The following is a 24,356-nucleotide window of genomic DNA, read 5'->3' on the forward strand; positions in this document are numbered from 1 at the left end:
TGAGCACGGTACGCTGAAGGGCATGCCGTACGCTGCCCTCGCCACGGTCACGGTCGCGCTCGTCGTGTTGGCGTTGGGTGGGCTCGCCGCGCGCAGAGCTCGCCGCGGACGACACCGTGGCCTCCCTCGGCGCCCCATCGCGGCGAAGCGCCTGCCCCGAGGGACGGGCACCGTCGAGATCGGCGACGGGCTCTTCGAACGCGCGCGCCTCGACGACGTGCCGCACCCCACCGCAGGGATCACGGCGTCCCCCCCCAGGGGCTTCTCACGCGTGCCCGCAGGGCCTCACGTCGTTCGCCTTACGAGCGACGAAAAACCGAACGAATTCGAAGAGATCAACATCACCGTCGTCGCGGGAGAGCGCGTCGTGATCGGGCTCGATCGCACACGCTCCCCGGCCGTCGTCGCGCGCGAGCCGGAGCCCGCCGCGTTCGATGCATCGTACATTCATTACCCGACGTGGGCGCGAGGTGTCGGGCTCACGATCCTCGACCGAGCCGTGCGCGCGCGCGATCCTCAAGGCGCTTGATGTCCTCTTTGGTGCTCCAGGCGACGAGCACCACGGCGAGCAGCGAGAGGTTCGCCCCGGCCTGCACGAAAAACCGAAGGCCGGGGAACTTGGCCGACGCGAAGAACGCCGCGAGGTACGCGAGCGACGCGAACACGAACCGAACCTCGGTCGTGACGGCAAGCATGACGGTGAGGAGCGACCAGAGCGCGAGGACGAGCGCCACGTGGAAGTGCAGCGGGAGACCGAGCAAGAGCGCGCCGGGCACGGCGAGCACCTGGGAGGCGTACCCCACGAGCAGCGTGTAGGCCATCGCCTTGTTGATGTGGGTCTTCCGGAGCGAGTCGCGCGCCCACACGACGAACGCCGCGCACATGACGGTGAGCCCCGTCGTGCGGAGGAGCAGCACGTCGACCGCGGGCTCGGCCTCGTGGAGCACCGCGAGCCCGAGCGGCCCTACGACGCCGATCACGCCGAACACGATCGCCACGAAGAGCCGCGTCCGCCGGCCGACGTTGGGATCGTATTGCTCCTCGAGCTTGTCGAGCTTCTCGAGGCGCCGCTTCTCTTCTTCGCGAGCCTTCATCGCGGCCTCGACGCGCGAGACGAGCTCCTCGGGGGGCTCGGGCATCTCGGCCAAGATGGAGTGCGCGGCCTCGGCCGAGCCGGCCTCGAGCTCGTAGCCGATCATGCGTACGGACACGGCGTGGAGACCGTCGCGTGCGTCGGTGTTGTCGGGCCACGAGCGCAGGGCCTCGAGGAAGCCGAAGCGCGCCGCGCCGAACAGGTTGTAGACGAGCTGCCGCTCGGGAGGCGTAGGCGAGGCGAGCGCGTTCAAGAGCTCGCGGCTCTTCTCTTCGGCGAGCGCCGTGAGCGCGCTCGAGCCGCGATGGGTGAGAAAATCCAAGATCGCGTTCCGGAGGTCGGCGACGTTCGCGTATCTATCTTCCTTTTTTCGCGCCATCGCGCGCAGGCACACCTGCTCGAGCTCCTTGGGCACGTCGCCCGGAAACTCGGGCGAGGAGCGCACGATGTGCTGCATCATCTCGACGAACGAGCGCCCGTCGTGCGGCGGTTTTCCAGCGACGATCTCGTAGAGCGTCGCGCCCACGAGGTAGACATCGGTGCGCTCGTCGATACGCGGAGGGGACTCGCCGAGCATCTCGGGCGCCATGTAGCAAGGCGTCCCCGCGGGCTCGGTGGCGTCGCGCGCGAGCGGGAGGCGACCCGAGCCGTCGTCGACGAGGCTCACGGCGATGCCCCAATCGAGCAGGTAGACCTCGCCGAGCTCGCCGACCATGACGTTCTCGGGCTTCACGTCGCGGTGAACGATGCCGACCTGGTGGGCGCGGCTCAGGGCGAGCGTGACCTGCACGAGCACCCGCAGGTGCCACTCGAGCAGATCGACCACGCCGTGTTTCTCTTTGACCAGGGACGGCTCGGCGAGGAGGGCGTCCCACGAGGTGCCCTCGACCTTCCGCATCACGATGTGAGGTCGACCGGCGTCGTCGGTGCCGAGATCGTAAATGGGGATGACGTTCGGGTGCTCGAGCCGGCCCGTGAGCCACGCCTCGCGGAGGAGCCGCATCGCCGCGTCGCCGCCGGATTTCCGCCCTCCGCCGGCCTCGCCCGCGTCGCGTAGGGTCTTGACGGCCACGAGCCTGCCGAGGGCCGACTGCTCCGCCATGCGCACGATGCCCATGCCGCCCTCGCCGAGGGTCGACTTGAGGACGAACCCTGGGAGGGTGCCCGCGCCAGGCTCCGCTCTGTGCAGGCCCGCCCGCGCGCGCTCGTCGGCCGAGGCGTGCCGAGACCGAGGCTCGATGGTGGAGCGAGGACGATCGACGAAGGTCGCGCCGAGGTCGCGAAGGAGCGGGAGCGTCGCGAGGTGCTCGGCGGCGTCGTCGGGAGACAGGGTGTCGTCGAGCTCGAGGCTCTTCACGAAGGCAGAATGCGCGCTCTGCCCCTTTTTTGGAAGCCTTCGGCCAGGTATTTGGGGCGCATGCGCTCCAAGAAGCCACTCCGCCTCCCGCCGTGGGCGCACGCTCTCCTCGCCCTCGTGGCCCTCGTGACGGCGCTCGCGGCGCGACCGCCTTCGGCGATGGCGCAGCTCAAGGTCCCCACGCCCGCGCCGTCGGCATCGGCGAAGGCCGCGAACCCTGCCGACGACGACGAGGCGGTCGCGTTCGACTCGCCTCGCGCCAGCATGACCCGGTACCTCGCGGCCGCGAACGAGGGGCGCTTCGTGGAGGCCGCGGCCTACCTCGAGCTCTCCAAGGCCGACGCCCCGAAAGGCCCCGAGCTCGCGCGCATGCTCGACATCGTGCTCGCGCGAAAGCTCTGGCTCGACCCGGGCCAGCTGTCGCCCCACGCCGCCGGCAAGAAGGACGACGGCCTCCCCGCGAACGTCGACGAGATCGGGCGGATCCGCACCAAGGACGGGAAGCTCGTCCCCATCCGCATCGTGCGCAAAGAGGCGCGATCGGGCGACGAAGAGCCAAGGTGGGTATTTTCCGCACAGACGGTCTCGTTGATCGACGGCCTCTACGACGAGCTCGGCGAGCGCTGGGCGCGCAGCAAGCTCTCTCCGTTCTTCTTTCGCGAGCTGCCGGGCTCGTTCCTCGTGTGGCACGCAGGCGCGCTCGTGCTGCTCGTCCTGCTCTCGGCGCTCGTCGCGCGGCCGCTCGGGTTCGTCGCGATCGGCGTCGCGGGCTACATGGCGAAGAGGGCGCGGCTCGCGTGGAGCCCCGAGCTCCGCCAGGGAATGAAGGGGCCGGCCCGGCTCGCGTGCGCCCTGCCCGTCATCTACGGGGGCACGCGCTTCTTCGGCCTCTACCAGCCCGCCGACGCGCTCGTCATGCGAGGGCTCCGGGCCGCGGCCCTCGTCGCGCTCTTCTGGTTCTTCTTGCGCGTGGTCGCGTCCTTCGGGGGCAGCGTGCTCGAGAGCGACTGGGGCCGAAACCGCCCTTCGCTCCGCGGCTTCTCGACGTTCTCCCTCAAGGTCGGGAAGTTCGTCGTGTGGGTGCTCGGCGCGGTGACCGTGCTCGGCGAGCTCGGTTACCCCGTCGGCAGCATCATCACCGGCCTCGGCATCGGGAGCATCGCGATCGCGCTCGCCGCCCAGAAGACGATCGAGCACCTCTTCGGCTCGATCTCGATCTTGGTCGATCAGCCCTTCCGCGTCGGAGACACGATCCGCGTGGACGGCATCGAGGGCACCGTCGAGACGGTGGGCCTCCGCTCGACCCGCATTCGTACGGCCGATCGCTCGCTCGTCGTGATCCCGAACGGGAAGCTCGCCGACATGCGCATCGAGTCTCTCTCGGCGCGCGACCGGACACGCTTCGTGTGCAAGCTCCGCATCACGCAGGGCGCGAGCGAGGCCACGCTCGCACGGTTCGTCGCGCTGCTCGACGCGCGCATCCCCGAGCACCCGAAGGTGCGCCGCGAGGACGTCCGCGTGAGGATCTCGTCGATCTCGGACGGGGTCGTCGAGGTGGACGCGGGGTGCAGCCTCGAGACGACCAAGCTCACCGAGCTGGTCGACGCGCGCCAAGAGCTCTTCTTCGTGTGCCTTCGCACGGCGAACGAGGTGGGCGTGGCGCTCGCGGGCCCGCGCGAGGCCCCGGCCGCCCCGCTCCCCGGGTGAGCGCCTGGATCACGCGGGGATCGCCGCCGTCCCCGGCATGGACGAGGGTGGATCCATGATGTGGAAAGTCAGGAAAATTCCGCGCCTCTTGCAGCACGAATTCCGATGTAGGCGCATGTCGCCTCGGCGATTCGGCGGCGGCACGTCCGTTGCTTGGTGGAGGGTGTGATGGGTGCACGCGGCCGGGAGTGGCTGCGGCCGTAACGCGAAGAGGAGTCGGAGGAACATGAGCTCGAAGCGCTTGACTGGTCTCGTGGGCTCGCTCGCAGCGTGTGCGATCGTCGTCGCGTGCGGAGGCGGAGGAACCGAGGACCCAGGCGCGTTCCCGACCGGAACCGGCGACGGCAACGGCAACGGCACGGGGACCGGCAACGGCAACGGCACGGGGACCGGCAACGGCCCCTTCGGCGGCCCGACGCAGCCCGGCGGCGGCAACGTCAACGCGGAGTGCGCGTCGGTCAAGGCGCAGGCCGACAAGCTCCCCCTCGAGATGATCGTGGTGCTCGATAAGTCGGGCAGCATGTGCGAGTACACGCAGAACACGAACCCGCGCGACTGCAACAACACGTCGTCGAAGTGGAAGGTCGTGACGAAGGCGCTCGAGACGTTCTTCCGCAGCTTCGAGTCGGCCGAGATCACCGTGTCGCTCATCGCCTTCCCCAACGGGAACGAGTGCAGCGCGGCCACCTACCAGACGCCCATCGAGCGCCAGAAGCTCCCGCTCGGCGCCGACGCCCTCGTGGCGAAGATGAACGGCCTCTCCCCGAACGGCTCGACGCCGACGACCCCGGCCGCCCAAGGCGCGGTCGCGTACGCGAAGACGGTCGACGCCGCCCTCGCGGGCAAGGGCAAGACCGTGATCGTGTTCGCCACCGACGGCCTCCCCCAAGACTGCAACGGCAACACGATCGCCGCCGCCGGCAACGCCGTGGCCACCGTGTCGTCGACGATCAAATCGTACGTCATCGGCGTCGGCAACCTGCTCACCCCCCTGAACGAGCTCGCCGTGAAGGGTGGGACCACGAAGGCCATCCTCGTGAGCACCGCCAACACGACCCAGGCGAGCACCGACCTCACCACCGCGCTCTCGGCCATCCGCGGCGAGTCGCTCGCGTGCGAGTACGCCATGCCGGCCGCGCCCCAAGGGCAGACGCTCGACATCAACAAGGTCAACGTGCAGTTCACGCTCGAGGGTGGCCAGCCCGAGACGCTGCCCTACAGCGCCGACTGCTCCAACATGAAGGGCTGGCGCTACGACAACGCCCAGGCCCCGACCAAGATCACGCTCTGCCAAAACGCGTGCGACAACGTGAAGGCCGTGGCAGGCACCAAAGCGAAGCTCGACGTCGTGCTCGGCTGCAAGACCGAGGGCGGCACGCCGCGCTGAAGCTCTCGCGCGGGGCCCTCCCACGTCGCCCCCCTTCGGCGGGCGTTTCGGGGTAGGATCCTGCGCGACGATGACCTTTCCCTCGCAGCCGGCCCGCGGACCGTCCGCCGAAGAAACGGCGTGGCAGGGCATGACCCTCGAGGGCTCCGCGTTCGGGCAGATTCGCCTCGACGTCCTCGTGGCCGTGCGCCGCGGAGAGGCCGTGTACCGTGGGCTCGCGATCGACTCGGGCGCGCCGATCGAGGTTCGGCTCTCGCTCGCGCACGCTGGAGACGAGGCCTTCCTCGCGCGGCACGCGGACGACGCCCGTGCGCTCGCCGAGCTTGCACACACGACCCCACATCTGGTTCAGGTCGTCGCGTCGGGCACCGCCGTGGGCCCATCGGGCAAGCTCACCGCGTTCGTCGCCACCGAGTCGCTCGGCGGTCGTACCCTCCGCGCCCAGCTCGATGCTCGCGCAAAAGGCGGAGCATCGCTCGCCGAAGGCCTCGTCATCTTCGGGCCCGTCGTCACGGCGCTCGGAGCCCTCCACGCGAGAGGGCTCTCGCACGGGGCGTTCTCTCCGGCGTCGATCGTCTTCGCGGAGATCTCCGGTCGCTCGGTCACCAAGGTGGTCGATGTCACGCTGGGCGCTTCGGGCGGGACGGAGCCCGAGCCTCGCCTCGAGGGCGCCGAGCTCTTCTACGCGGCCCCGGAGCACTTCAAGCGGACCTACGGGAGCACCGGCCCCGCGACCGACGTGTTCGCCCTCGCGCTGGTGCTCGTCGAGCATCTCTCCGGAGAGCGCGCGCTCCGTTCGTCCGACCCGACGGACCTCTACCTCGAGGTGACGAGCCTCCAGAAACGCCCTACCCCGAAGGCCCGGGGCGTGTCCGTGAGCGACGCGGTCGAGGCCGTGTTCGGGCGCGCGCTCGCCGTGGATCCGAAGAAACGCTACGACGACGTCCCCAAGTTCTGGGAGGCGCTCAACGCCGCGGCGGAAGACCGGCAGAGCCCGGTGTCCCTCGCGCCGAAGCCCCTCACGTCGGGCGAGGCCGCGCTCGCGCGGCGAGGGGAGCGCGCCGAGAAGGCCACGCGTCGCACTCTCGCGCTCCTCGCGATCGCCGCCACGTTCTTGGCGGGAATGGGCGGCAGCCTCTACGTGCGCTCGAAGCGCGCCAAAGAGGCAGCGCCCATCACCACGGCGTCCTCGCCCGTCGCTTCCGCCACGGGGGCAACGGGCGGCGTCGACGCGGCCCCTTCGCCCGCCCAGCTCGCCTCACCCGAAGCCGCGGCCTCGGCGGTCGGCGCACAAGAGTCCCCGGACGCATCCCCCACCGACGGCGGCGCCCCGGCCGAAGGCGCGATGATCCGCGTCCCGCCCTCGGCGTTCCCCATGGGCTCGGACCACGAGTCGCGCGCCGAGAAGCCCATGCATCGCGTGGTCCTCTCCAAGGCCTTCTTCATCGACGCGCTCGAGGTCACGGCAGGCGCCTACGCGGCTTGCGTCGCGAAGGGAGCATGCACGCCGCCGATCGTGCACTTCGGCGCGGGCAGCGACCCTCTCCAGAAGGGGTGCAACACGAGCCCCGAGCGCGCACGCCACCCGGCCAACTGCGTCGATCAAATCCAGGCGGGCAAGTACTGCGCGTTCGCCGGAAAGCGCCTCCCCACCGAGGCCGAGTGGGAGCTCGCCGCGCGTGGCACCGACGGCCGCGACTACCCCTGGGGAGACGCGCCGCCCAAGTCGTGTGCGCAGGGCATCCTGCGTGGGCTCACCGGCGGCTGCGAGAAGAAGCTCGAGACGTTCGAGGTCGGCCTCACCCCCGAAGGAAGGAGCCCGTTCGGTGCCTGGGACATGTCGGGAAATGTGTGGGAATGGGTCGCCGACGGGTTCGCGGACTATCCGGCGACGGAGGTGAAAGACCCGTTCGTCGCGCCGGGCACCGGACCCGACGCCAAGGGTGTCCTCCGGGGCGGCTCGTTCGACTACGCGACGACCGTGGCCAAGACGAGCTCGCGGCTCGGGTTGCTCCGCACGGCGGGCCACGTGAGCACCGGCTTCCGCTGCGCGAAGGACTGAGCTCCGCCGCGCGCTACTCCTTCATGCGGGTCGAGCGGTAGAAGAGCGCCGCGCCGACGACCCACACCGGGACCGACATGATCGCGATCCCCGTGTAGAGCTTGCTCGTGCGCAGCTCGGGTCCGGTCATCACGAGGGTGGCGCCGCCCATCAGGAACGGGAACACGAAGAAGAGACCTGCGAGCACGCGCGCCGTGAACCTGTCTGTGAGCACGGGCGGACCCTAGCAGCCTCCAGCCATTCGCGCATGGGCCCACGAGGCAGGGCGGTTCCGGACGAAGAACGCCGGCGCTCGCCCTAAAAAGACAGCGGGCGGCAGGTCTTGGTATAGTGCGGGTCGTTCCATGCGTACCCCCAAGGCCCTGGCCCTCCCTTCGCTTCTCGTCGTCGCCGCCACCGTGCTCTCGGCGTGCGGCTCGACACCTCCGTTCCTCGTCTTCCGGAGCGCCCCGGGCGAGAAGCTCGCGAGCGTCGACGGCGACCCCGTGCGCACACGAAGCCCCGGCTACGAGGTCTTCCCCGGCGCCAAGGCGGGCTACCACTTCATCCACTCGCCCGAGCAGTGGAAGGAGCTCTTCCCGGGTGGCGAGGTCCCGCCTCTCCCGACGGACCTCGATTTCAAGCGCAAGATGATGATCTTGGCCGTGGGCGACGGGAAGAAGGTCCAGGGCGTCAAGATCACCAAGGTGCTCGACACGGCGAGCACCGTGCACCTCTTCGTCCGCGAGACGCTCGAGGGCGAAAACTGCAAGTCCGAGACCGAATCGAACGCGTACGACGCGGTCATCACCGAGCGCCTCGACAAGAACGTCCAGGTCCACGTCGAGATGGAGCCGGGCAAGTCGTGCGGCGCGCCGCCGAGCGCGAAGGTCATGTGCCGCGTCGGGAGCAGCTCGTCGTGGGAGCCGAAGATCGCGGCCCAGCCCGGCGAGACGGTCGAGTGCGAGGCCGTGCCGCAGGTGAACGGGACGTTCGCGATCGTCGACCAGCACTGGCGCTTCGCCACGGTCCCGGCGGGATCGGCCACCAAGATGACGTTCTCGAAGAACAACACCCACGTGACGTTCCCGGTCGACGGCTTCGGCAGCTACGTCGTCGAGTTCGACATGACGGACGACGCGGGCCGCAAGGGCATGGGGCAAGGCACGGCCGAGGTGCTCCCCCCGAAGGACAACGACACGTACGTGCAGCTCGCGTGGGCCCACTTCGACGCGAGCGACGACCCGTCGACCTTCCCGCGTGTGTCGCTCAAGATCGCCGAGGACGGGAAGCCGAACCCCAAGGTGTGCGCGAAGGACGTGCCGAAGAAGCCCGACTTCTGCGACATTCGCGAACAGGCGCCCACCGTGCTCTTCCACCTCAAGGGATCGCGCGAGAAGTTCCTGGTCGATGCAAACTACATGGATGAGCGCGCCAAGGGCGGCCCGTACATCTGCGTGCGCACGTTCTTCAACGGCGCGAAGGTCGCCGACCAGTGCGACGACGTGCCCCGCCCGGCCGACTCGGTCTGGACGGTAGGCCTGCTCGACGCAAAGACCGGCCAGATCGGCGCGCCGCCGCCTCCCCCGCCTCCGGCCGAAGAGGCCCCCCCCTCGAAAAAGAAGAAGTAGGGGCGAAGGGCGACGCGCCGTCAGCCGACCATGGCGCGGCGCACGATCGACTGGACGAACCCGGGGAGCGCCTCGGGGGCCTCTCGAAAGAAGAGCGAGGGCTCCAAGAGCTCGAGCTCCATCAAGAGGAGCCCGAACGACGCGTCGCGGGCCACGTCGACCCTCGCGTAGAGCAGGTCCGAGTACGACGAGAGGACCCGCTCGGCGAACGCACGCTCGTCGTCGGCGACGGGGACGCGCGCGACGGCCTCCGCGTCTCCCGAGAAGCGGGGGCTCTTGCGCACGGCGTGCGACACCCGACCCTCGAGGACGACGATCGAGCGCTCCCCGTGACCGTCGACCGACGCGACGTAGGGCTGGACCATGACGTCACGCTCGGCGACGAGCGAAGCGAAGGCTTCTTCGGCCAAAGGCGCGCCCTCGGAGAAGCGCATCGTCTTCCACGAGCCGGCGGAAACCCTAGGCTTTACGACCACTTCCGAGAACCCGTGGGCTTCGCGGACGGCGGCGAGCGTGCGACGGTCCCCGCGATCGACGAAGGCCGTGGGCACGATCGGGATGCCGCGCGACGCGAGCCCTCGGAGGTAGATCTTGTCGACGTTCTCGAGGAGCACGGGGACCGGGTTCGCGACCTTGGCGCGCGAGCCGAGAGCGCGCAGCCACGTGACGAAGGCGTCGACGTTCCTCGCGTAGCTCCACGTCGACCGGACGAGCACGAGGTCGACCTCGCCCGGGGCCGGGAGCGGTGTGTCGCCGTCCCACGCGAGGAGGCTCACCCACGCGCCGGCACGCGCGAGCGCACCGACCAGCGCGGCCTCGTCGGGGTCGGGCTCGGGCAAGGTGCGGCACGTGGCGATGGCGATTCGAGGGAGAGACTTGGGGCTCGGCATGGGCCTTTCGCCGAAGGTACACCTTGGGCCGTGGGGGCCGGAACCGCGGTCGGCGCGACAAAGTGCGAGCGCGGCGCGCGACGCCTCCTAGGCCGCGGCATCCGATACCACATGCACGTCGTCGTCGTCGGAGGCGGGATCGCGGGGCTCGTCGCGTCGATCGACGCGAGGGCCCTCGGCATGGAGGTGACGCTCCTCGAGTCGCGGCCGGACACGGGGGGCAAGGTGCGTACGGTCACCGTGGGCGGGAAGCCCATCGACCGAGGTCCCACCGTGTTGACGATGCGATGGGTCTTCGACGAGCTCTTTCGGGAGACCGGGGCCGAGCTGTCGTCCGTGCTCGAGACGCGACCGCTCGACGTCCTCGCTCGGCACGCTTGGGGCGACACGCAGCTCGACCTCTACCGTGACGTGTCTCGGACCCGCGAGGCGATCGCGGCGGTGTTCGGCGAGCGGGACGCCGAGGCGTACGTCGCGTTCGCGGCGCGTACGAAGCAAATCTACGAGACGGCCCTCGGCCCGTTCTTGCGGTCGCAGCGGCCGACGATGGCCGGCATGCTCGCGCAGGCCGCGAAGATGGGTCCGTGGGCCCTCCACACCATCGACGCACATCGCACCCTTCAGAAAGCGCTCGAGAGCACCTTCGCCGACGAGAGGCTCGTGCAGCTCTTCGGGCGCTATGCAACCTACACGGGCTCGAGCCCGGTGCTCGCGCCGGCGACGCTCGCGCTCATCGCACACGTGGAACGCGACGGCGTCGAGGTCGTCAAAGGGGGCATGGTCGCCCTCCGCGACGCCCTCGAGGCCCGGGCGCGCGAGCTCGGAGTCTCTTTCGTACGCGGCGCACACGTGCGCAAAATTGCTACAAAAAACGGGCGGGTGAGCCACGTGGTCTGGGACGGCGCCGAGATCGGGGCCGACGCCGTGATGTTCGCGGGCGACGTGTCGGCGCTCGGCACGGGTCTCCTCGGAGACGATGTGCGCTCCGCGGCCCGCTTCGTCCCGCGCGAGGAGAGGTCCCTCTCCGCCGTGACGTTCTCGCTCGTCGGGCGCGTCCGCGAAGGGTCCACGTTCACCCTCGACCACCACAACGTATTTTTTCCGGACGCGCGCGGCGGTGGAAAAAAAGAGCACGAGACGCTCTTCGCAACACGCGGCCGCGCCATGCCTTCCGATCCGACCGTGTACGTGTGTGCCCAAGACCGCGGCCCCTTCGCTCCCGGCGTGCGCGATGAGCCCGAGCGACTCTTCGCGATCCTCAACGCGCCCGCCGACGGTGACACGAGCCCCCTCTCGGACGAGGACATCGAACGATGCAAAGACCGTATGATTTCCCGCCTGGAAGCGTCGGGCCTCTCGCTCGACGTCTCGAGCTGGACGGCCCACACCCCGACGAGCTTCGCCGAAGCGTATCCGGGCTCGGGGGGAGCGCTCTACGGGGCGGCCAGCCACGGGGCGTTCTCGGCGCTGAATCGGCCCTCCGCCCGTACCAAGGTGAAGGGGCTCTACCTCGTGGGTGGGAGCGTGCACCCGGGGGCCGGCGTCCCGATGGCGGCCCTCAGTGGGAGGCTCGGGGTCGCGGCGCTGTCGGAAGACCTGCCCTCGACCGCGAGGTCGCGAAGGGCGGCTACCACTGGATCTATCTCGACGCGCTGAGCGACTGCGGCTCCTTCGCGGTCGTCGTGATCGCGATGGTGGGGAACGCATTCTCGCCGCGCTACTTCCGCGCTCGGCAGCAGAAGACGGCTGCGAACCCCATCGACTACAGCTCGCTCCACGTCGCCGTGTACGGACCGGGCAAAGGCGCGTTTGCGTTCACCGAGAGGGCGTCTCACGACGTCTTCCGGTCGCGCGAGGCGCTCGCCATCGGCGCGAGCACGTTGACGTGGGAGACGACCCCCTCGGGGGAGGACGCGCTCGTCGTCCGCATTCACGAGATCACCTCTCCGTTCCCTTCTCTCGTCCCCAAGAAGCTCCAAGGCACGGTCACCCTCGTTCCTCGCCACACGGTCGACGAGCCCATCGCGCTCGACGCCAAGGGTAGGCACATGTGGTACTGCCACGCGCCCGACGCGCGGGTGTCCGTGCGGCTCGACGAGCCCGGTCTCTCGTTCGACGGCTCGGGCTACCTCGACGAGAACGGCGGCGACGAGGGCCTCGAAGCCGCGTTCTCCACGTGGCAGTGGTGCCGCGCGTCGCTGCCATCGGGGCGCGCCTTCGTGCACTACGCGACCCAGGAGAGCCGCGAACGCGGTCTCGTGAGGCGCACCTCGTCGCGCCTCTTCTCGAACGGGACGTCGACGCGCGCCGTACCTCCCCGCGAGCTCGACCTCGGGCGCACGCTGTTCGGTCTCGAGCGCCACGTGAGGCTCGACGCCGGCTTCTCCCCCACCTACGTTCGCACGCTCGAAGACGGGCCGCACTACGCACGAACGCTCGTGCGGGGCCGCGTGCTCGGCGAAGATGCGTTCATGATGCACGAGACGTTCGACGGAGAGAGGTTCCGCTCCCCGTGGGTTCGTTTCCTCCTCCCGTTCCGCATGCGGGGCGGACGCGCGGGGCTCGTGCCGTGACGCTCGGCTCGCCGTTCGAGGCGCTCGTGGGCCTCTGGGCCACCTCTCAGGTCGGGTTTCTGTCCGTGATGGTGGCGCGCTCGAGGTCGCGCCACGAGGAGAAAGGCACGCCGGGGCCAAGTGAGCCCTCGCGGCGCCGTGTCTTGCTCGTGCGCCCCGTCGCCGGGCTCGAGAGCGACCTCGAAGCGAGGTTGGAGCGTTCGGCCGGCGCGCCCGCCGTGATGCTCGCCGTGCGCGACGAGAGCGACCCCGGCTTCGAGAGCGCGACGCGCGCATCCCTGCGCCTCTGCGAGGGAGGCACACGCTCGAAGGTCGTGCTCACGTACGCGGATGGCCCGAACCGAAAGGCCGAACAGATAGCTCGGGCCCTGTCTCGGGCCGCGCGGGACGGCCTCTCGTTCGACACGGTCGTCGTCGCCGACTCCGACGTGGCACCGAGCCCCGCCGACCTCGACGCGCTCGTAGGGGCGCTCGACGGGGGCGCGAAGGCCGCGTACGTCCCTGTGTCGGAGGCGCCGCCCCCGGCCGACACGAAGCTCGGGGATCGCGCGAACGTCGCCGTCCTCTCGGCCTCTCCCCACGCCTTCCCGCTCTTGGCCGGCATGGATGGCGAGCTCTTCGTCGGGAAGCTGTGCGCCATCGACCGAGCCGCGCTCGAGGGTGCGGGAGGGTTCGAGGGGCTCACCCATCTGCTCGGCGAGGACGTCGAGCTCGAGCGCCGGCTCCGCGCGAACGGCCACGACGTGGTGCCCGTGCCGCGCGCCGCCGTGGCGACCCGGGGCGGCCGAGAGCTCTCCGATGCGGTCGCACGGTTTGCCCGGTGGCTCGGGGTGGTGCGCGCGCAAAGGCCTCACCTCCTACCCACGTATCTCTTCGTTTTTGCTTCGTTTTTACCCACCTTGTCCGCCTGTCTCCTCATCGGCTCACGCGGCGCTGACGCGGCGGCGTATGGCGCTCTCCTCGTGGGGGCCGTGCTGTTCGCGCGCCTCGCCGTAGCGTTCGAGGGGCGGCGCATCGCGGGACTTCGCCGGGGCCTCGGCGTAGCCTTCGTCGACGTGGTGCTCGCCGACGCCGTGCTGCTCTCCGCGCTCTTTCGTGCGGCGACGTCGCGGGAGGTGGCTTGGCGGGGTCAGGTCCTCCGCGTGACCAAAGGCGGCGTCGCTCGTGTCGGAGAGGGCGCGATCCGGCGCGGGGTCGTGCCATGAACGTTCCGACCGTGGCCATCTGGCTCCCCGTTGCGCTCGTGGTCGCGTGCGCGATGGAGCCTTGGGCCATGCTGCTCCACGGCGTCGTGTGGCACGGCCCGCTCGCCTTCGTGCACCGCAGCCACCACACGAAACGCACCGGGACCTTCGAATGGAACGACGCCCTCAGCACGCTCCATGCGCCCCCGGCCATCGCGCTGATCTTGTTTGGCTGCCGCGGGCCCGAGGGGCCGCTCCGCGAGGTGCTCTTCGGTGTGGGCCTCGGCATGACGCTCTTCGGCATGGCCTACGTGGTCGTCCACGACGGGTTCGTGCACGAGCGGCTCCCCATCACCTGGCTCGCGCGCTTTCGCTACTTCCGCACGCTGCGCGCGTGCCACCGCGCCCACCACCGCGGCGACGCCGACCATGGGCCGTACGGGCTCTTTCTCGGGGCGTTCGAGGCTCGATGGCACGCGCGACGCCGCGGACGCACGCGTGCCGTCTCACGGTAAGTCAGCGCCCGACGCGGCGCTTTAGCTTCTCGAGCTCTTCGTCGTCGTCGTCTACGGCGGTGGTCTCTCGCGCGTCGGCGAGGCGGGCTCGCCGAGGTGTCCGTGGGTCGGCCGACGCCACACGCACCTTCTTGGCTTCGTCGGGCTCGCGCTTCGCGAGGAGCTTGGCGGCGAGCGCGCCGCCGAGGAATCCGAAGAGGTGCCCTTGCCACGAGATGCCCTCTTGGCCCGGCAAGACGCCGAACAGCGCGCCACCGTAGAGGAAAAACACGACCAAGCTCCCGAGGATCGAGCCGAGCTTCCGCTCGACGACGCCACGCGCGAGCAAATAGCCGAGGTACCCGAACACGAGGATGCTCGCGCCGACGTGCACCGTCGCCGCGGGTGCGATGAGCCACGTGCCGAGGCCACCCACGAGGGCGGCGAGCGCGCTCACGATCGCGAGGTCTCGTTTCCTTCGCATCATGACGAAGGCGCCGAGCACCAGCATGGGCATCGTGTTGCTCACGAGGTGGGCGAAGCTCCCGTGCAGGAACGGAGCGAAGAGGATGCCGAGGAGTCCGAGGAGCGTGCGCGGGTGTACCCCGAGCGCGACGAGGTGCCCCTGGAACACGAGCGCGTTCACGAGGTGAACGACCCACATGAACCCGACGAGCCCGCCGAGGATCTTGCCTTGGGCGCGGACCTCACCGAAAAATTCGGATTTTGCCTTCGTGAGCTCGGACGCCATACCGGACACAGCGTAGCCCCTTCCTGCACGAGCGGAAGGGGCGGGGCGGTCGACCTTACGCCCGGGACGCGACGAGCGCTCGGCCGAGCTTCGCCGCCCAACGGGCCGTACCCAGCGCTCCGAGCCCGCGCGCCGCGTCCACGTAGGCGCGCGGCCTCACGAGGCTCGTGCGAGCGAGGAACTCGGCCATCGTCGCCGGCGACGCTTCGTCGCGGAGGACGGCGCCGTAGGGCTCGTCTCCCATCGCGTGGAGAGAGGCGAAGGCCGCGTCCAGGAGGCGATTTTGCGCGTCTCCACGGAGCGAGCCCCCCGCCATGATGCGAGACAGGCCGCCCGTCACGGCGTGGATGGCGGCATCGTGAACGATGGGATCGGGCAGCCCTTCCCCGCGGGAGAGCGCACGAGCGACGTGCCCGCGGACGAGCGAGAGGCTCCGAAGCATGGCCCCGAACCCACAAAACGTGAGCGGCGAGTGGCGCGAGGCCGCGTCGCCCACGAGGCCTACGCGCGGGTGCGGGGGAGCGGGCGGGGGCACGGCCCGAGACGCTCCTGGTATGAGCCCGAACGTGGGGCGGACGAGCGTCGGATCCCCGCCCTTGTAGTCGGGGAGCGTCTCGAAGAAGCGCGTGTAGAGCGCACGCAACGGGCCGACCTCTCCCACGGGCTCCGAGGTCAAGGCGTAGTAGAAGAGATACACGGTCGTCTCGCCGGTGTGCCCGGGGAACCCCTCCCACACGTGCTGGCGCCCACGCGCGTCGGCGTGCTCGGTGGTGACGAGGATCTCGCCTACGTCGGGGTCGATGTCGGTGGGGCCGCTCCCCTCGCGCACGCCACGGAGCACACCTCCGACCGTCGGGCACACGATGTCGGCGCGCGCGTAGGGGCTCGCGAAGCCGCGTGCGTCGAGGACGAGCCGCGACACGATCGTGGTCGCCCCGGACGGCCCTTGGACCTCGACCCGAACCGCCGTCTCCCCGCATCCGAGCCCTGTCACGCGGGAGCCATCGACGAAGGCGACGCCGAGGGCATCGCAGCGGCGGCGCGCGAGGGCGAGCAGGCTCCCGGCGTCGACGGCGACGTCGAGGGTGCGCGTGACGGGGTACGACGAGCCGCCAAAAAACCTACAGAATCCGTGACGATAGCGACGAACGACGAGGCCCTCGAGCTCGACCTCCGTGACGAGCCCCTCTCGCACGAGCGCGGAGAGCTCGGCGTCGCTCGCGTTCCACTCGCGGTGCCCGCGGCCTGCCCTCGCCCGCTCGACCACGGTCACGCGCACCCCACGTGCGGCGAGGGCCCAGGCGAGGAGCAACGACAAACCTCCGCCCGAAAGGACGACCTCGGTATCGGGGGTCACCGACGCATCGGGCGGCGCGAGCTCGCGATCGCGCTCGGGGCCCCGACGAGCGGCGTCGAGCGCATCGAGCCGCTCTTCGAGATCGTGGCCCAAGCGCTCGCGCAATAATCCCCGGTCATGCGTCACGCGGCACGCTCGCTCTCGGGGGTCACGGCGTCGACGAGGTAGCGGGTCGCGTCGAGCGGGCCGTCCACCGAGGCCCGCGACGGCACGAGCGCGCGCGCGCGGCCCTCGGCGAGCAAAAGGAGCTTCTTGCCCGTCGACACGACGGCCCGCGTGGAGACCGCGTCGTACCCGTTCGACGCCACGACACGCCCGATCTCCGCGTACACGAGGCGCGCGCCCCAAATGGCCGCGCGGCAGTCCTTCGGCAAGAGGCCGATCCCCGTCTCGGCGCGGGCGTAGAGGAGCTCGGCGCGACGGAGGAGCCTCGCCGTGGTGCGGCGGAGGCGAGGGTCGGCGGGCCCACGCAAGGCGAGCGCGAGCGCCTCGTCCCGGGAGAGGCCTTCGTCCGCGAGCCACGTCGTAGGGAGGTACATGCGTCGGAGGCGCGCGTCGGCCCCGACGTCGCGGGCGACGTTGGTGAGCTGCATCGCCACGCCGAGGTCGCAGGCCCTGGCGAGAGCCTCCTTGGAGCGGGCGCCCATCACGAGCGTCATCATCGCGCCGACCGCACCCGCGACTCGCGCGGCGTACGCCTCGAGCGACGCGAGGTCGGGCGTCTCGCGGTCGTCGGCGTCCCACGCCATGCCGTCGAGCAGGGCGTCCGGGAGCGCGCGAGGGATGGCGTGCTCGTGGGCGACCCGCGAAAAGGCGCGCTCGACGGCACCCTCGGGTTTCCGTGCGTCATACACGCGATCGAGCCGCTTCCCGAGCACGGCCACGGCGATGGCGCGCTCGCTCTTCCCGACGAGCGAAGGGTCGTCCACGGCGTCGTCGGCCGTTCGGCAGAACGCGTAGAGGGCGATCGCCGCCGGGCGAACGCGCGAGGGCAAGAGGCGCGACGCTCCGTAGAAGCTCTTCGAGCCCTCGCGGAGCATGGCCTCGCACTCCGCGAAATCGCGCGACGACGGGGAGCTCACCTCGCGCCTTTTCGGGCGAAGGCGCTCGCGTCGGGCACCACGGTGTCGAGCACCCGCGCCGACGAGAGCACGCCGGGGAGCCCCGCGCCCGGGTGCGTGCCCGCGCCCACGAGGAAGAGGTTCTCGATGTCCTCGCTCTGGTTGTGGGGGCGGAAGTAGGCGCTCTGGGTGAGCACGGGCTCGACGCCGAAGGCTGCCCCCCGGAACGAGAGCAGCTCGTCCTGGAAGTATTGCGGATCGATGTGCTCGCTCACCACGATGTTCTCCCCGAGGTTCGGGAGCACGGTCTTCTCGAGCACCTTCTGGATGCGCGCGCGGTACGGCTCCGCCTCCTTCGACCAGTCGGTGCCGCTCTCGAGGTGCGGGACCGGAGACAGCACGTAGAAGGTGTCGCACCCCTCGGGGGCGAGGCTCGGATCGGTGGCCGTGGGCCTGTGCAAGTAGAGGCTCATGTCCGTGGCGAGCACCTTCTTCTCGAAGATGTCGTCGAGCAGGCCCTCGTACCGAGGCCCGAGCAAGATCGAGTGGTGGGGCACGTCGGAGTAGACCTTCTTCGTGCCGAAGTACCAGACGAAGAGCCCCATGCTGTACCTTAGGCGCTCGATCTTGCGGTTCGTCCACGAGGGCCGCGCATCCTCCGGGACGAGGTGGCGATACGTCCAGGCCGAGTCGGCGTTCGACACGACCACGTCGGCCGCGACCTGCTCTCCGCTCTCGAGCAGCACGCCGGTCGCGCGGTTCTGCCGAGGGCGCGAGGCGAGGACACCTTGCTTCTTCGCGTTCGTGGGCGCGACCGTGATGCGGCGCACGGCCGTGCCGAGGCGCACGGTGCCGCCCTGGTGCTCGATGAGCTTCACGAGGCCGTTCACGAGGGCCCCTGTGCCGCCCATCGGGAAGTGCACGCCCCACTTTCGCTCGAGGAACGCGATGAGCGTGTAGATCGACGTGGTGCTGTAGGGGTTCCCGCCGACGAGGAGAGGGTGAAAGCTCAGGACCTGGCGGAGCGCGTCGTCCTCGACGAACTTCGACACGAGCCCGTACACGGTGCGGTAGCTCTCGAGGGCCACCATGTCGGGCGCGATCTTGGCCATGCTCGTCCACGAGCCGAACGGGACGTGCGCGAGCTTCTCGAAGCCGACCTTGAAGATCTTCTCGCTCATCGCGACGAACTGCTCGTACCCGGCGACGTCACGCGGGGAGAGCTTGCGCACCTCGGCGGCCATGGCGTCGGCGTTGCCCGTGTAGTCGAAGGTACGACCGTCCGAGAACCGAATGCGATAGAACGGCGTCACGGGGCGGAGGTCGATGTCGTCCGCCATCGTGCGGCCCGCGAGCTTCCAGAGGTCCTCGAAGAGGAAGGGCGCGGTGATGACCGTGGGCCCCGAGTCGAAGACGAAGCCCTGACGCTTGCGCACGTAGCCGCGCCCCCCGGGGGCGTCGAGCTTGTCGATCACCGTGACGCGGTACCCGCGGGCACCGAGACGGACGGCCGCGGCGAGCCCGCCGAAACCGGCCCCGATGACGACCGCGTGAGGCCTGTCGTCGGCGCCGCGGGGGCTCGGGTCGTGCGCTCGACCTTTGGTGGAAGCGGAGCCATTCAACGTGCGGGATTCGTTCATCGTCATGACCTCGGGCAGGTACGATGCCGCTCGGAGCCGGGCGTGCTTTCGGGCACGATCCTAGGGAAATCTTCGGCTCTTTTGCGCAGGTTGGGGGAGGCACCTGCATTTTTCGGCAAGAGAAGATTGACGAATGACACGAAACCTTGGCAAAAAGGCGTCGCGATTCGAGAGGATCTCTCCGAGGAGGACGTTTCCATGAAGAAGATTGCGCTTTTGTTTGCGGTGACGGCGGCGGTGGCGGCGGCGGCGATCGCCTGTGGCGACGTGAAGCCCCCGATGGACCCGTCGGCGCTCAGCTCGGCTTCGGCCGGCATGCCCGCGGCCCCCGAGGCCCCCGCGGCCCCGAGCGGCGCGCCCTCGGGCGCCCCCGCGGCCCCCGCCAAGTGAGCTCGCAGGTCGCGTAACGCGGCCGCGATATCCGAGAGAGGCCCTCGCACATGCGGGGGCCTTTTTCGTTCCATCGGTGCCGTCCGAAATGTGCAGCGCGCCGGCGCGCTCGCCCGGGGGGTCCTCGCCGAACGCCAAAACCTCGCCCTCACGGCGAGGCTTTTTTCTTAGGGTCTCGTGCCCCTCGCCCGCTTCATTCCAGGCGCCTGGAATGGAAAGGGCCCCGTCGCGAGCGGGTGACGCGAGCCTCAGTGGGACGTGGCCTGCGCCTTGGGCTTCGCGTTCCACACGCGGGTCGCGAGGAGGAGCCCCACGAGGGCGACGGGGATGATGGCCGTGGGCCACGTCCACCAGGCCGACGCGTCATGGGAGGCGGGCTTCGCGGGGAGGACGGCCTTCATGACACGAGAGCCGAGCGTCGAGCCCAGATAGACACACCCGTCGATGACGCCGACCACGATCCCGACGTTCTTCTTCCCGCCGAAATCCATGCTGGCCGTTCCCGAGAGCATGCCGTGCACGCCGATGATGGCGAGCGTCATGAGCACGAGCACCCAGCCCACGTAGGGTGTCGAGATGGTGGCGTACATCGCGAGCGAGCCGGCCAGCATGACCGAGTAGAGCACCGCCGAGACGGGACCACGGCGCGACTGGAAGAGGCGGTCGGAGATCATGCCCGCGACCACGCCGCCCATGATGCCGGCGACGCAGTTCAACATGCCCCAGTGCTGCTGGACGAAGTCGGTCGCTGCGCGCCCCGTGTCCTCCGAGAACGGCTTGTACGTCTTGAGGATCGCGTTCCGGAGGTAGCCGCTGCAGAACTCGACGGCCGCGATCGTGAGGATCGCCGAGCTGCCGAGCATCATCTTGAGCAGCTTGCCGAGGGGGAGCCGCTCTCCGCCGCCCGTCGCGTCGCCGAGGTCGAAGTCTTGGTGGCCCGCGTCGCCAGGCGTGTCGCGCACGAGGCCGAGATCGACCACGGCGAGCACGAGCAGGATGCCCGCGGGGATGAAGAAGGCGTAGGCGCCGCCCATCACGCGGACGATCGCCGCGCACCAATCGAAGGCGAAATAGAGGCCGAGCGAGATGAGGATGCCGAAGATGCCGCCGAAGGTGCCGCGCTCGCGGAGGTGGAACCAAGCGGAGTTCACCTTGACGATCGACACGGCGCCGAAGCTCTGGAAGTACATGTTCACGGCGTAAAGGACCGAGAACAAGGGCACGATCGTGGCGCGAGCGTCCTTCGGGATGCCGCCGTTCTTGATGGCCGACAGGGCGACGACGCCCATGACGACGTTGGCGACGGCCGAGCCCACGGCGGCCAAAATGGTCGTCTTTCGGCCGCCGATCTTGTCCGTCAGAGGGCCGTTGATGACGAACGAGAGGCCGTAGGTGAGGGCCCCCCACGAGTCGATCTCGAAAAATTGCTGTTTGTCGAAGAGGAGCGCCACGTCCTTCTTGTCGACGCAGGCGGCCAGGTTGTAGCGCGCCATGTAGAGGAACGCGTACGTGAGCCCGACCGGGAACCAGTTCATGAACCTGCGCCGAACGAAGGCCTGCGAGTGGCCGAGGTCGGGCTTGGGCAGCCTGACGACGACGACCACGATCACGACGAGCAGGATCGCGATGACGAGGAGCTCGGAGAGCCAGCCGGGCATGTTGGCGGCGGACAATGGCACAGCACGCGAGCCGCCCCAACGCAAATCGCGTGACATTTCGCGCACGCAGCCCCACCTCGGCCGAGGCGCTCGTTCCGCGCGGGCCGCCTACGCTTGCGTCCCCGGTGCGATGCCGTGCATCATCGCCGAGCCCCGAGGGGGACCTTCTACCGAATGCTTCACTCCGAGCTCCTCGCCCAGATCCCGCTCTTCGACACGCTCTCGACCGAGGACACGGAAGCCCTCGCGAAGCGCCTCGCCGAGCGAAAGTTCGCGGCGGGCTCGAAGGTGTTCGACAAGGGCGACAAGGGCTCGTCGATGTACATCGTGCTCTCGGGCGCGGCGCAAATTTACCTCCCGGGAGACGGCGACGACCGCGTCGTCCTGAAGGACGTCCGCACCGGGGAGTACTTCGGCGAGCTGTCCCTCTTCGACGACAAACCCAGGTCCGCGAGCGTCTCGGCGAGCACCGACACCGTGCTCCTCGAGCTCACGCGCGAGGAGTTCGCCGAGCACCTCGGGCGCTCTCCCACCGCCGCCATGGCCATCTTGGCCGAGATGGCCGAGCGCCTCCGCGAGACGAACGCGCTCCTCTCCCAGCGCGCCGCGAGAGACGTCGTCAAGGAGATCGAGGACAACCTCACCTGGGGCCAGAAGCTCGCCGACAAGGTCGCGGAGCTGAACGGGAGCTGGGCGTTCATCCTGTTTTTGTTAGGACTTACGGTAGCTTGGGTGATCTTGAACAGCGTGTTCCGGCTCGCCTTCGACGACTACCCGTACCAGTTCTTCAACCTCGCCCTCGCCATCTTGGTCGCGCTGCAGGGCCCGCTCATCGTCATGAGCCAGAACCGCCAGTCGTTGAAGGATCGCGCCCAAGCCGAGACCGACTTTCGCGTGAACTTGAAGAACGAGGTCGGCATCGAGGGCCTCCAGCGCGAGCTCGGCGCCTTCCGCGCGGAGACCTTGAAGCGGCTCGAGGTGCTCGAACGCTACGGGCGAAACGAGCGCATCCGCCACGAGCTGCCCTCGAAGAAGTGACGAGCCCGCTTGCGTCGACGCGGCCCACCGAGTAGACCGGGCGGCGTCGAAGGAGGCGGGAAGTCCGGTGAAATACCGGCACGGAGCCGCCGCTGTAACCGGGGACTTTCGTATCACGACCCACTCGGACCTCTCGCGAGGGAGCCTCCGGGGAAGGAGATACGAAGGGACGATCCGGGAGTCAGAACACCCCTCCCTCGAGGGCCCTCTCGTGTCGCTCATCCCGGGCGCCGCCGCCGAGGGCTCTTCCGAACCTTGCCGCGCGAGCTTCGCGGCCGGAGGCCCGAATGGTCCAAGGTGTTCGTGTCGGCGCTCTCGCCCTGGGTGCCCTGCTCGTCGGATGTGCGTCGCTCGCCGAAGGCCCCGAGGGCCCGGCCCCCGGAGCCGTCACGTTCGGAGATGCCCCTCCCCCTTCGTTGCCCGTCGGAGACGGCGGCCAGAAGCCTCGCGTCGACGGAGGCTTCCCGACCGACGGGGGCGTGCTTCCGGCCGCGCGGTTCGCGCAACGGGTCGTGTCGGTCACGCCGGGCGACTGCGCGGGCTTCGGCCTCGCCTCCATGCCCGACGTCGTGCTCGGGCCGCCCGAGGGCAGCGGCGACACCCAAGGCAGCCTCGACGTGCTCTCGCTGGGGAAGGGCGGCGCGATCGTGCTCTCGTTCGAAGAGAACCCGATCGTCGACGGCCCCGGTGCGGACTTCGTCGTGTTCGAGAACGCCTTCTTCGCTGGCGGAGATCCGAGCCGGCCGTTCGTCGAGCTCGCCACGGTGTCGGTGAGCGAGGACGGCGTCTCGTTCGTCGAGTTTCCGTGCACGAAGAGCGCGAGCGAGCCTCCGCCGTACGGCACGTGCGCGGGGTGGCGGCCGGTGCGCTCGTCCTCCGCGAGCGGGGTGTCTCCGTTCGATCCCGCGACCGGCGGCGGCGATCCCTTCGATCTCGCCGACCTCGGGCTCCGTCGCGTGCGGTTCGTCCGCATCGTCGACCGCGGGGAGGGCAACTGCGCCTCGAGCCCCACGGACAAGCTCACCACGGTCGGTTTCGACCTCGACGCGGTGGCCTCGATCCACGCCGAAAAGAAGTGACGTTTCGGCATGTTGCACTCGGCGTAAGGTTGGGCGTTTCGGCGCGTTGGCACTTCCGGTGGGAGTTTTTTCTCCCGCCACCGTCCATCGGGACGTAGACTCACGCCCGCTTCGGGTGCCCTCTCTCGGGAGGGTCCTCGGGCGGAATCAACCGAGGAGCTTTGCCGTGAACGTATCCCTGAAACTCGCCGCGACCATCGCCCTGACCTCGCTCGCCCTCACGGCTTGCGGCAAAGACGAGCCACCGCCCCAGACGCCCCCCGGCACCTACGGCGCGCAACCCGGACAGCCCGGCTACGGACAGCCCGGCTACGGGCAGCCCGGGCAGCCCGGACAGCCGCCGCCCGGTTACCCGCAGCAGCCCGGCGCTCCCCAGCCCGGCGCTCCTCAGCCCGGCGCTCCCCAGCCCGGCGCTCCCCAGCCCGGCGCTCCCCAGCCTGGCATCCCCGGCTTCCCCGGCACGGCCCCGGCCGCTGGCGGCGCTGCGGGCGGAACGGCCACGCAGATCGACCCGAACCTCGCCGGCCTCGCCGCCGGCCCCATGATGCTCTACGCCAACGGCGAAGCGCCCGGCATGGCCAAAGAGGGCAACCTCGCCGCCGGCAACTTCCAGCCCGGGCAGACGCTCGAGGGCGCGTTCACCATCCAGCCGGGCAAGTGCTACACGCTCGTCGCGGCCGGCGCTGGCGTCTCCTCGATCGACCTCGAGATGTTCCTCGTCACGCCGATCCCCGGCATGCAGGGCTCGTTCGCGAAGAACACGAACAAGGGCGCGCAGACCTCGATCGGTGGCAAGGCCAACTGCGTGAAGCTCGCGCTCTCGCCCGTGCCCGTCCAGGCCAAGTGGGTCGCCACGGCCAAGGCCGGCGCCGGCATCATCGCCGTGCAGCTCTACTCGAAGTGAGACGACGACCGCTGCCCACCGCGGGCAGTTAGGCCGAAGAGGCGCCGCAGGATCGTACGATCCGCGGCGCTTCGGCATTTCGGGCCGAAAATTCGGCGCGAAGCTCGGCGCGAAGTCGTGC

The 24,356-nt window shown here is 69.7% G+C and carries 21 protein-coding genes and 1 riboswitch; of the genes, 13 read left to right on the top strand and 8 right to left on the bottom strand.

Features of this window, described 5'->3' with window-relative positions:
- Positions 1-22 precede the first annotated feature (22 nt).
- A complete protein-coding gene (locus tag IPK71_31440; protein MBK8218267.1) occupies positions 23-529 on the top strand; it encodes a hypothetical protein in 507 nt (168 codons plus the stop codon).
- Here IPK71_31440 and IPK71_31445 read toward each other — a convergent pair.
- Positions 480-2,450: a serine/threonine protein kinase gene (locus IPK71_31445; protein ID MBK8218268.1), complete on the bottom strand. Its 1,971-nt coding sequence runs from the start codon at positions 2,448-2,450 to the stop codon at positions 480-482. The genes IPK71_31440 and IPK71_31445 overlap by 50 nt on opposite strands.
- 60 nt (positions 2,451-2,510) lie before the next feature.
- On the opposite strand from IPK71_31445, the gene IPK71_31450 reads away from it, so the two are divergent.
- From IPK71_31450 to IPK71_31460, 3 genes are all read left to right on the top strand, one after another.
- The gene (locus IPK71_31450; protein ID MBK8218269.1) at positions 2,511-4,157 is read left to right on the top strand and encodes a mechanosensitive ion channel family protein; all 1,647 of its coding nucleotides are present in this window, start codon (positions 2,511-2,513) and stop codon (positions 4,155-4,157) included.
- Positions 4,158-4,383: 226 nt separating this feature from the next.
- Positions 4,384-5,544, top strand: coding sequence for a VWA domain-containing protein (locus IPK71_31455; GenBank protein ID MBK8218270.1), 1,161 nt, complete (start codon positions 4,384-4,386; stop codon positions 5,542-5,544).
- Positions 5,545-6,889: 1,345 nt separating this feature from the next.
- The gene (locus tag IPK71_31460) at positions 6,890-7,606 is read left to right on the top strand and encodes a formylglycine-generating enzyme family protein (protein MBK8218271.1); all 717 of its coding nucleotides are present in this window, start codon (positions 6,890-6,892) and stop codon (positions 7,604-7,606) included.
- Between the two features lie 13 nt (positions 7,607-7,619).
- On the opposite strand, the gene IPK71_31465 is transcribed toward IPK71_31460, so the two are convergent.
- A complete protein-coding gene (locus IPK71_31465) occupies positions 7,620-7,820 on the bottom strand; it encodes a hypothetical protein (protein MBK8218272.1) in 201 nt (66 codons plus the stop codon).
- 130 nt (positions 7,821-7,950) lie between these two features.
- Here IPK71_31465 and IPK71_31470 point away from each other — a divergent pair, with 130 nt between their 5' ends.
- Positions 7,951-9,216 (top strand): hypothetical protein, encoded by a 1,266-nt coding sequence (locus IPK71_31470; protein MBK8218273.1) that lies wholly within the window; start codon positions 7,951-7,953, stop codon positions 9,214-9,216.
- 20 nt (positions 9,217-9,236) lie between these two features.
- Here the strand turns inward: IPK71_31470 and IPK71_31475 are convergent, their stop codons facing one another.
- Positions 9,237-10,106 carry a hypothetical protein gene (locus IPK71_31475; protein MBK8218274.1) on the bottom strand — a complete coding sequence of 290 codons (870 nt, stop codon included), beginning with the start codon at positions 10,104-10,106 and terminating at the stop codon, positions 9,237-9,239.
- 111 nt (positions 10,107-10,217) lie between these two features.
- Here IPK71_31475 and IPK71_31480 point away from each other — a divergent pair, with 111 nt between their 5' ends.
- Genes IPK71_31480 through IPK71_31495 form a run of 4 tightly spaced genes read left to right on the top strand, consistent with a single transcriptional unit; the run spans position 10,218 to position 14,378 of the window.
- Positions 10,218-11,762, top strand: coding sequence for an FAD-dependent oxidoreductase (locus IPK71_31480; protein MBK8218275.1), 1,545 nt, complete (start codon positions 10,218-10,220; stop codon positions 11,760-11,762).
- 35 nt (positions 11,763-11,797) lie between these two features.
- Positions 11,798-12,679: a hypothetical protein gene (locus tag IPK71_31485; GenBank protein MBK8218276.1), complete on the top strand. Its 882-nt coding sequence runs from the start codon at positions 11,798-11,800 to the stop codon at positions 12,677-12,679.
- Positions 12,676-13,884, top strand: coding sequence for a glycosyltransferase (locus tag IPK71_31490; GenBank protein MBK8218277.1), 1,209 nt, complete (start codon positions 12,676-12,678; stop codon positions 13,882-13,884). The genes IPK71_31485 and IPK71_31490 overlap by 4 nt, the downstream gene beginning before the upstream one ends.
- A complete protein-coding gene (locus IPK71_31495) occupies positions 13,881-14,378 on the top strand; it encodes a sterol desaturase family protein (protein ID MBK8218278.1) in 498 nt (165 codons plus the stop codon). Before IPK71_31490 ends, IPK71_31495 begins: the two co-directional genes overlap by 4 nt.
- Position 14,379: 1 nt before the next feature.
- Here the strand turns inward: IPK71_31495 and IPK71_31500 are convergent, their stop codons facing one another.
- From IPK71_31500 to crtI, 4 genes are read right to left on the bottom strand one after another with little or no spacing between them, the layout of a single operon-like run.
- Positions 14,380-15,108, bottom strand: coding sequence for a rhomboid family intramembrane serine protease (locus IPK71_31500; GenBank protein MBK8218279.1), 729 nt, complete (start codon positions 15,106-15,108; stop codon positions 14,380-14,382).
- A 55-nt stretch (positions 15,109-15,163) separates the two neighbouring features.
- Positions 15,164-16,591, bottom strand: a complete 1,428-nt coding sequence (locus IPK71_31505; GenBank protein ID MBK8218280.1) for a lycopene cyclase — start codon at positions 16,589-16,591, stop codon at positions 15,164-15,166.
- Complete coding sequence (locus tag IPK71_31510) at positions 16,588-17,547, bottom strand: phytoene/squalene synthase family protein (protein MBK8218281.1); 960 nt, start codon at positions 17,545-17,547, stop codon at positions 16,588-16,590. Before IPK71_31510 ends, IPK71_31505 begins: the two co-directional genes overlap by 4 nt.
- Positions 17,544-19,166, bottom strand: a complete 1,623-nt coding sequence (crtI, locus tag IPK71_31515; protein MBK8218282.1) for a phytoene desaturase — start codon at positions 19,164-19,166, stop codon at positions 17,544-17,546. The genes IPK71_31510 and crtI overlap by 4 nt, the downstream gene beginning before the upstream one ends.
- 198 nt (positions 19,167-19,364) lie before the next feature.
- On the opposite strand from crtI, the gene IPK71_31520 reads away from it, so the two are divergent.
- Complete coding sequence (locus tag IPK71_31520) at positions 19,365-19,556, top strand: hypothetical protein (protein ID MBK8218283.1); 192 nt, start codon at positions 19,365-19,367, stop codon at positions 19,554-19,556.
- 248 nt (positions 19,557-19,804) lie between these two features.
- Here IPK71_31520 and IPK71_31525 read toward each other — a convergent pair whose 3' ends face one another.
- Positions 19,805-21,214 carry an MFS transporter gene (locus IPK71_31525; GenBank protein MBK8218284.1) on the bottom strand — a complete coding sequence of 470 codons (1,410 nt, stop codon included), beginning with the start codon at positions 21,212-21,214 and terminating at the stop codon, positions 19,805-19,807.
- Positions 21,215-21,388: 174 nt separating this feature from the next.
- On the opposite strand from IPK71_31525, the gene IPK71_31530 reads away from it, so the two are divergent.
- From IPK71_31530 to IPK71_31540, 3 genes are all read left to right on the top strand, one after another.
- Positions 21,389-22,252 (top strand): DUF1003 domain-containing protein, encoded by an 864-nt coding sequence (locus IPK71_31530; GenBank protein ID MBK8218285.1) that lies wholly within the window; start codon positions 21,389-21,391, stop codon positions 22,250-22,252.
- 57 nt (positions 22,253-22,309) lie between these two features.
- A riboswitch (cobalamin riboswitch) is annotated at positions 22,310-22,443 on the top strand.
- A 96-nt stretch (positions 22,444-22,539) separates the two neighbouring features.
- Entirely contained in the window at positions 22,540-23,331 is a 792-nt protein-coding gene (locus tag IPK71_31535; GenBank protein MBK8218286.1) for a hypothetical protein, read from the top strand.
- 166 nt (positions 23,332-23,497) lie between these two features.
- Complete coding sequence (locus IPK71_31540; GenBank protein MBK8218287.1) at positions 23,498-24,235, top strand: hypothetical protein; 738 nt, start codon at positions 23,498-23,500, stop codon at positions 24,233-24,235.
- Positions 24,236-24,356 lie beyond the last annotated feature (121 nt).

The organism is Myxococcales bacterium (assembly GCA_016712525.1).
Taxonomy (GTDB): domain Bacteria; phylum Myxococcota_A; class Polyangia; order Polyangiales; family Polyangiaceae; genus JAAFHV01.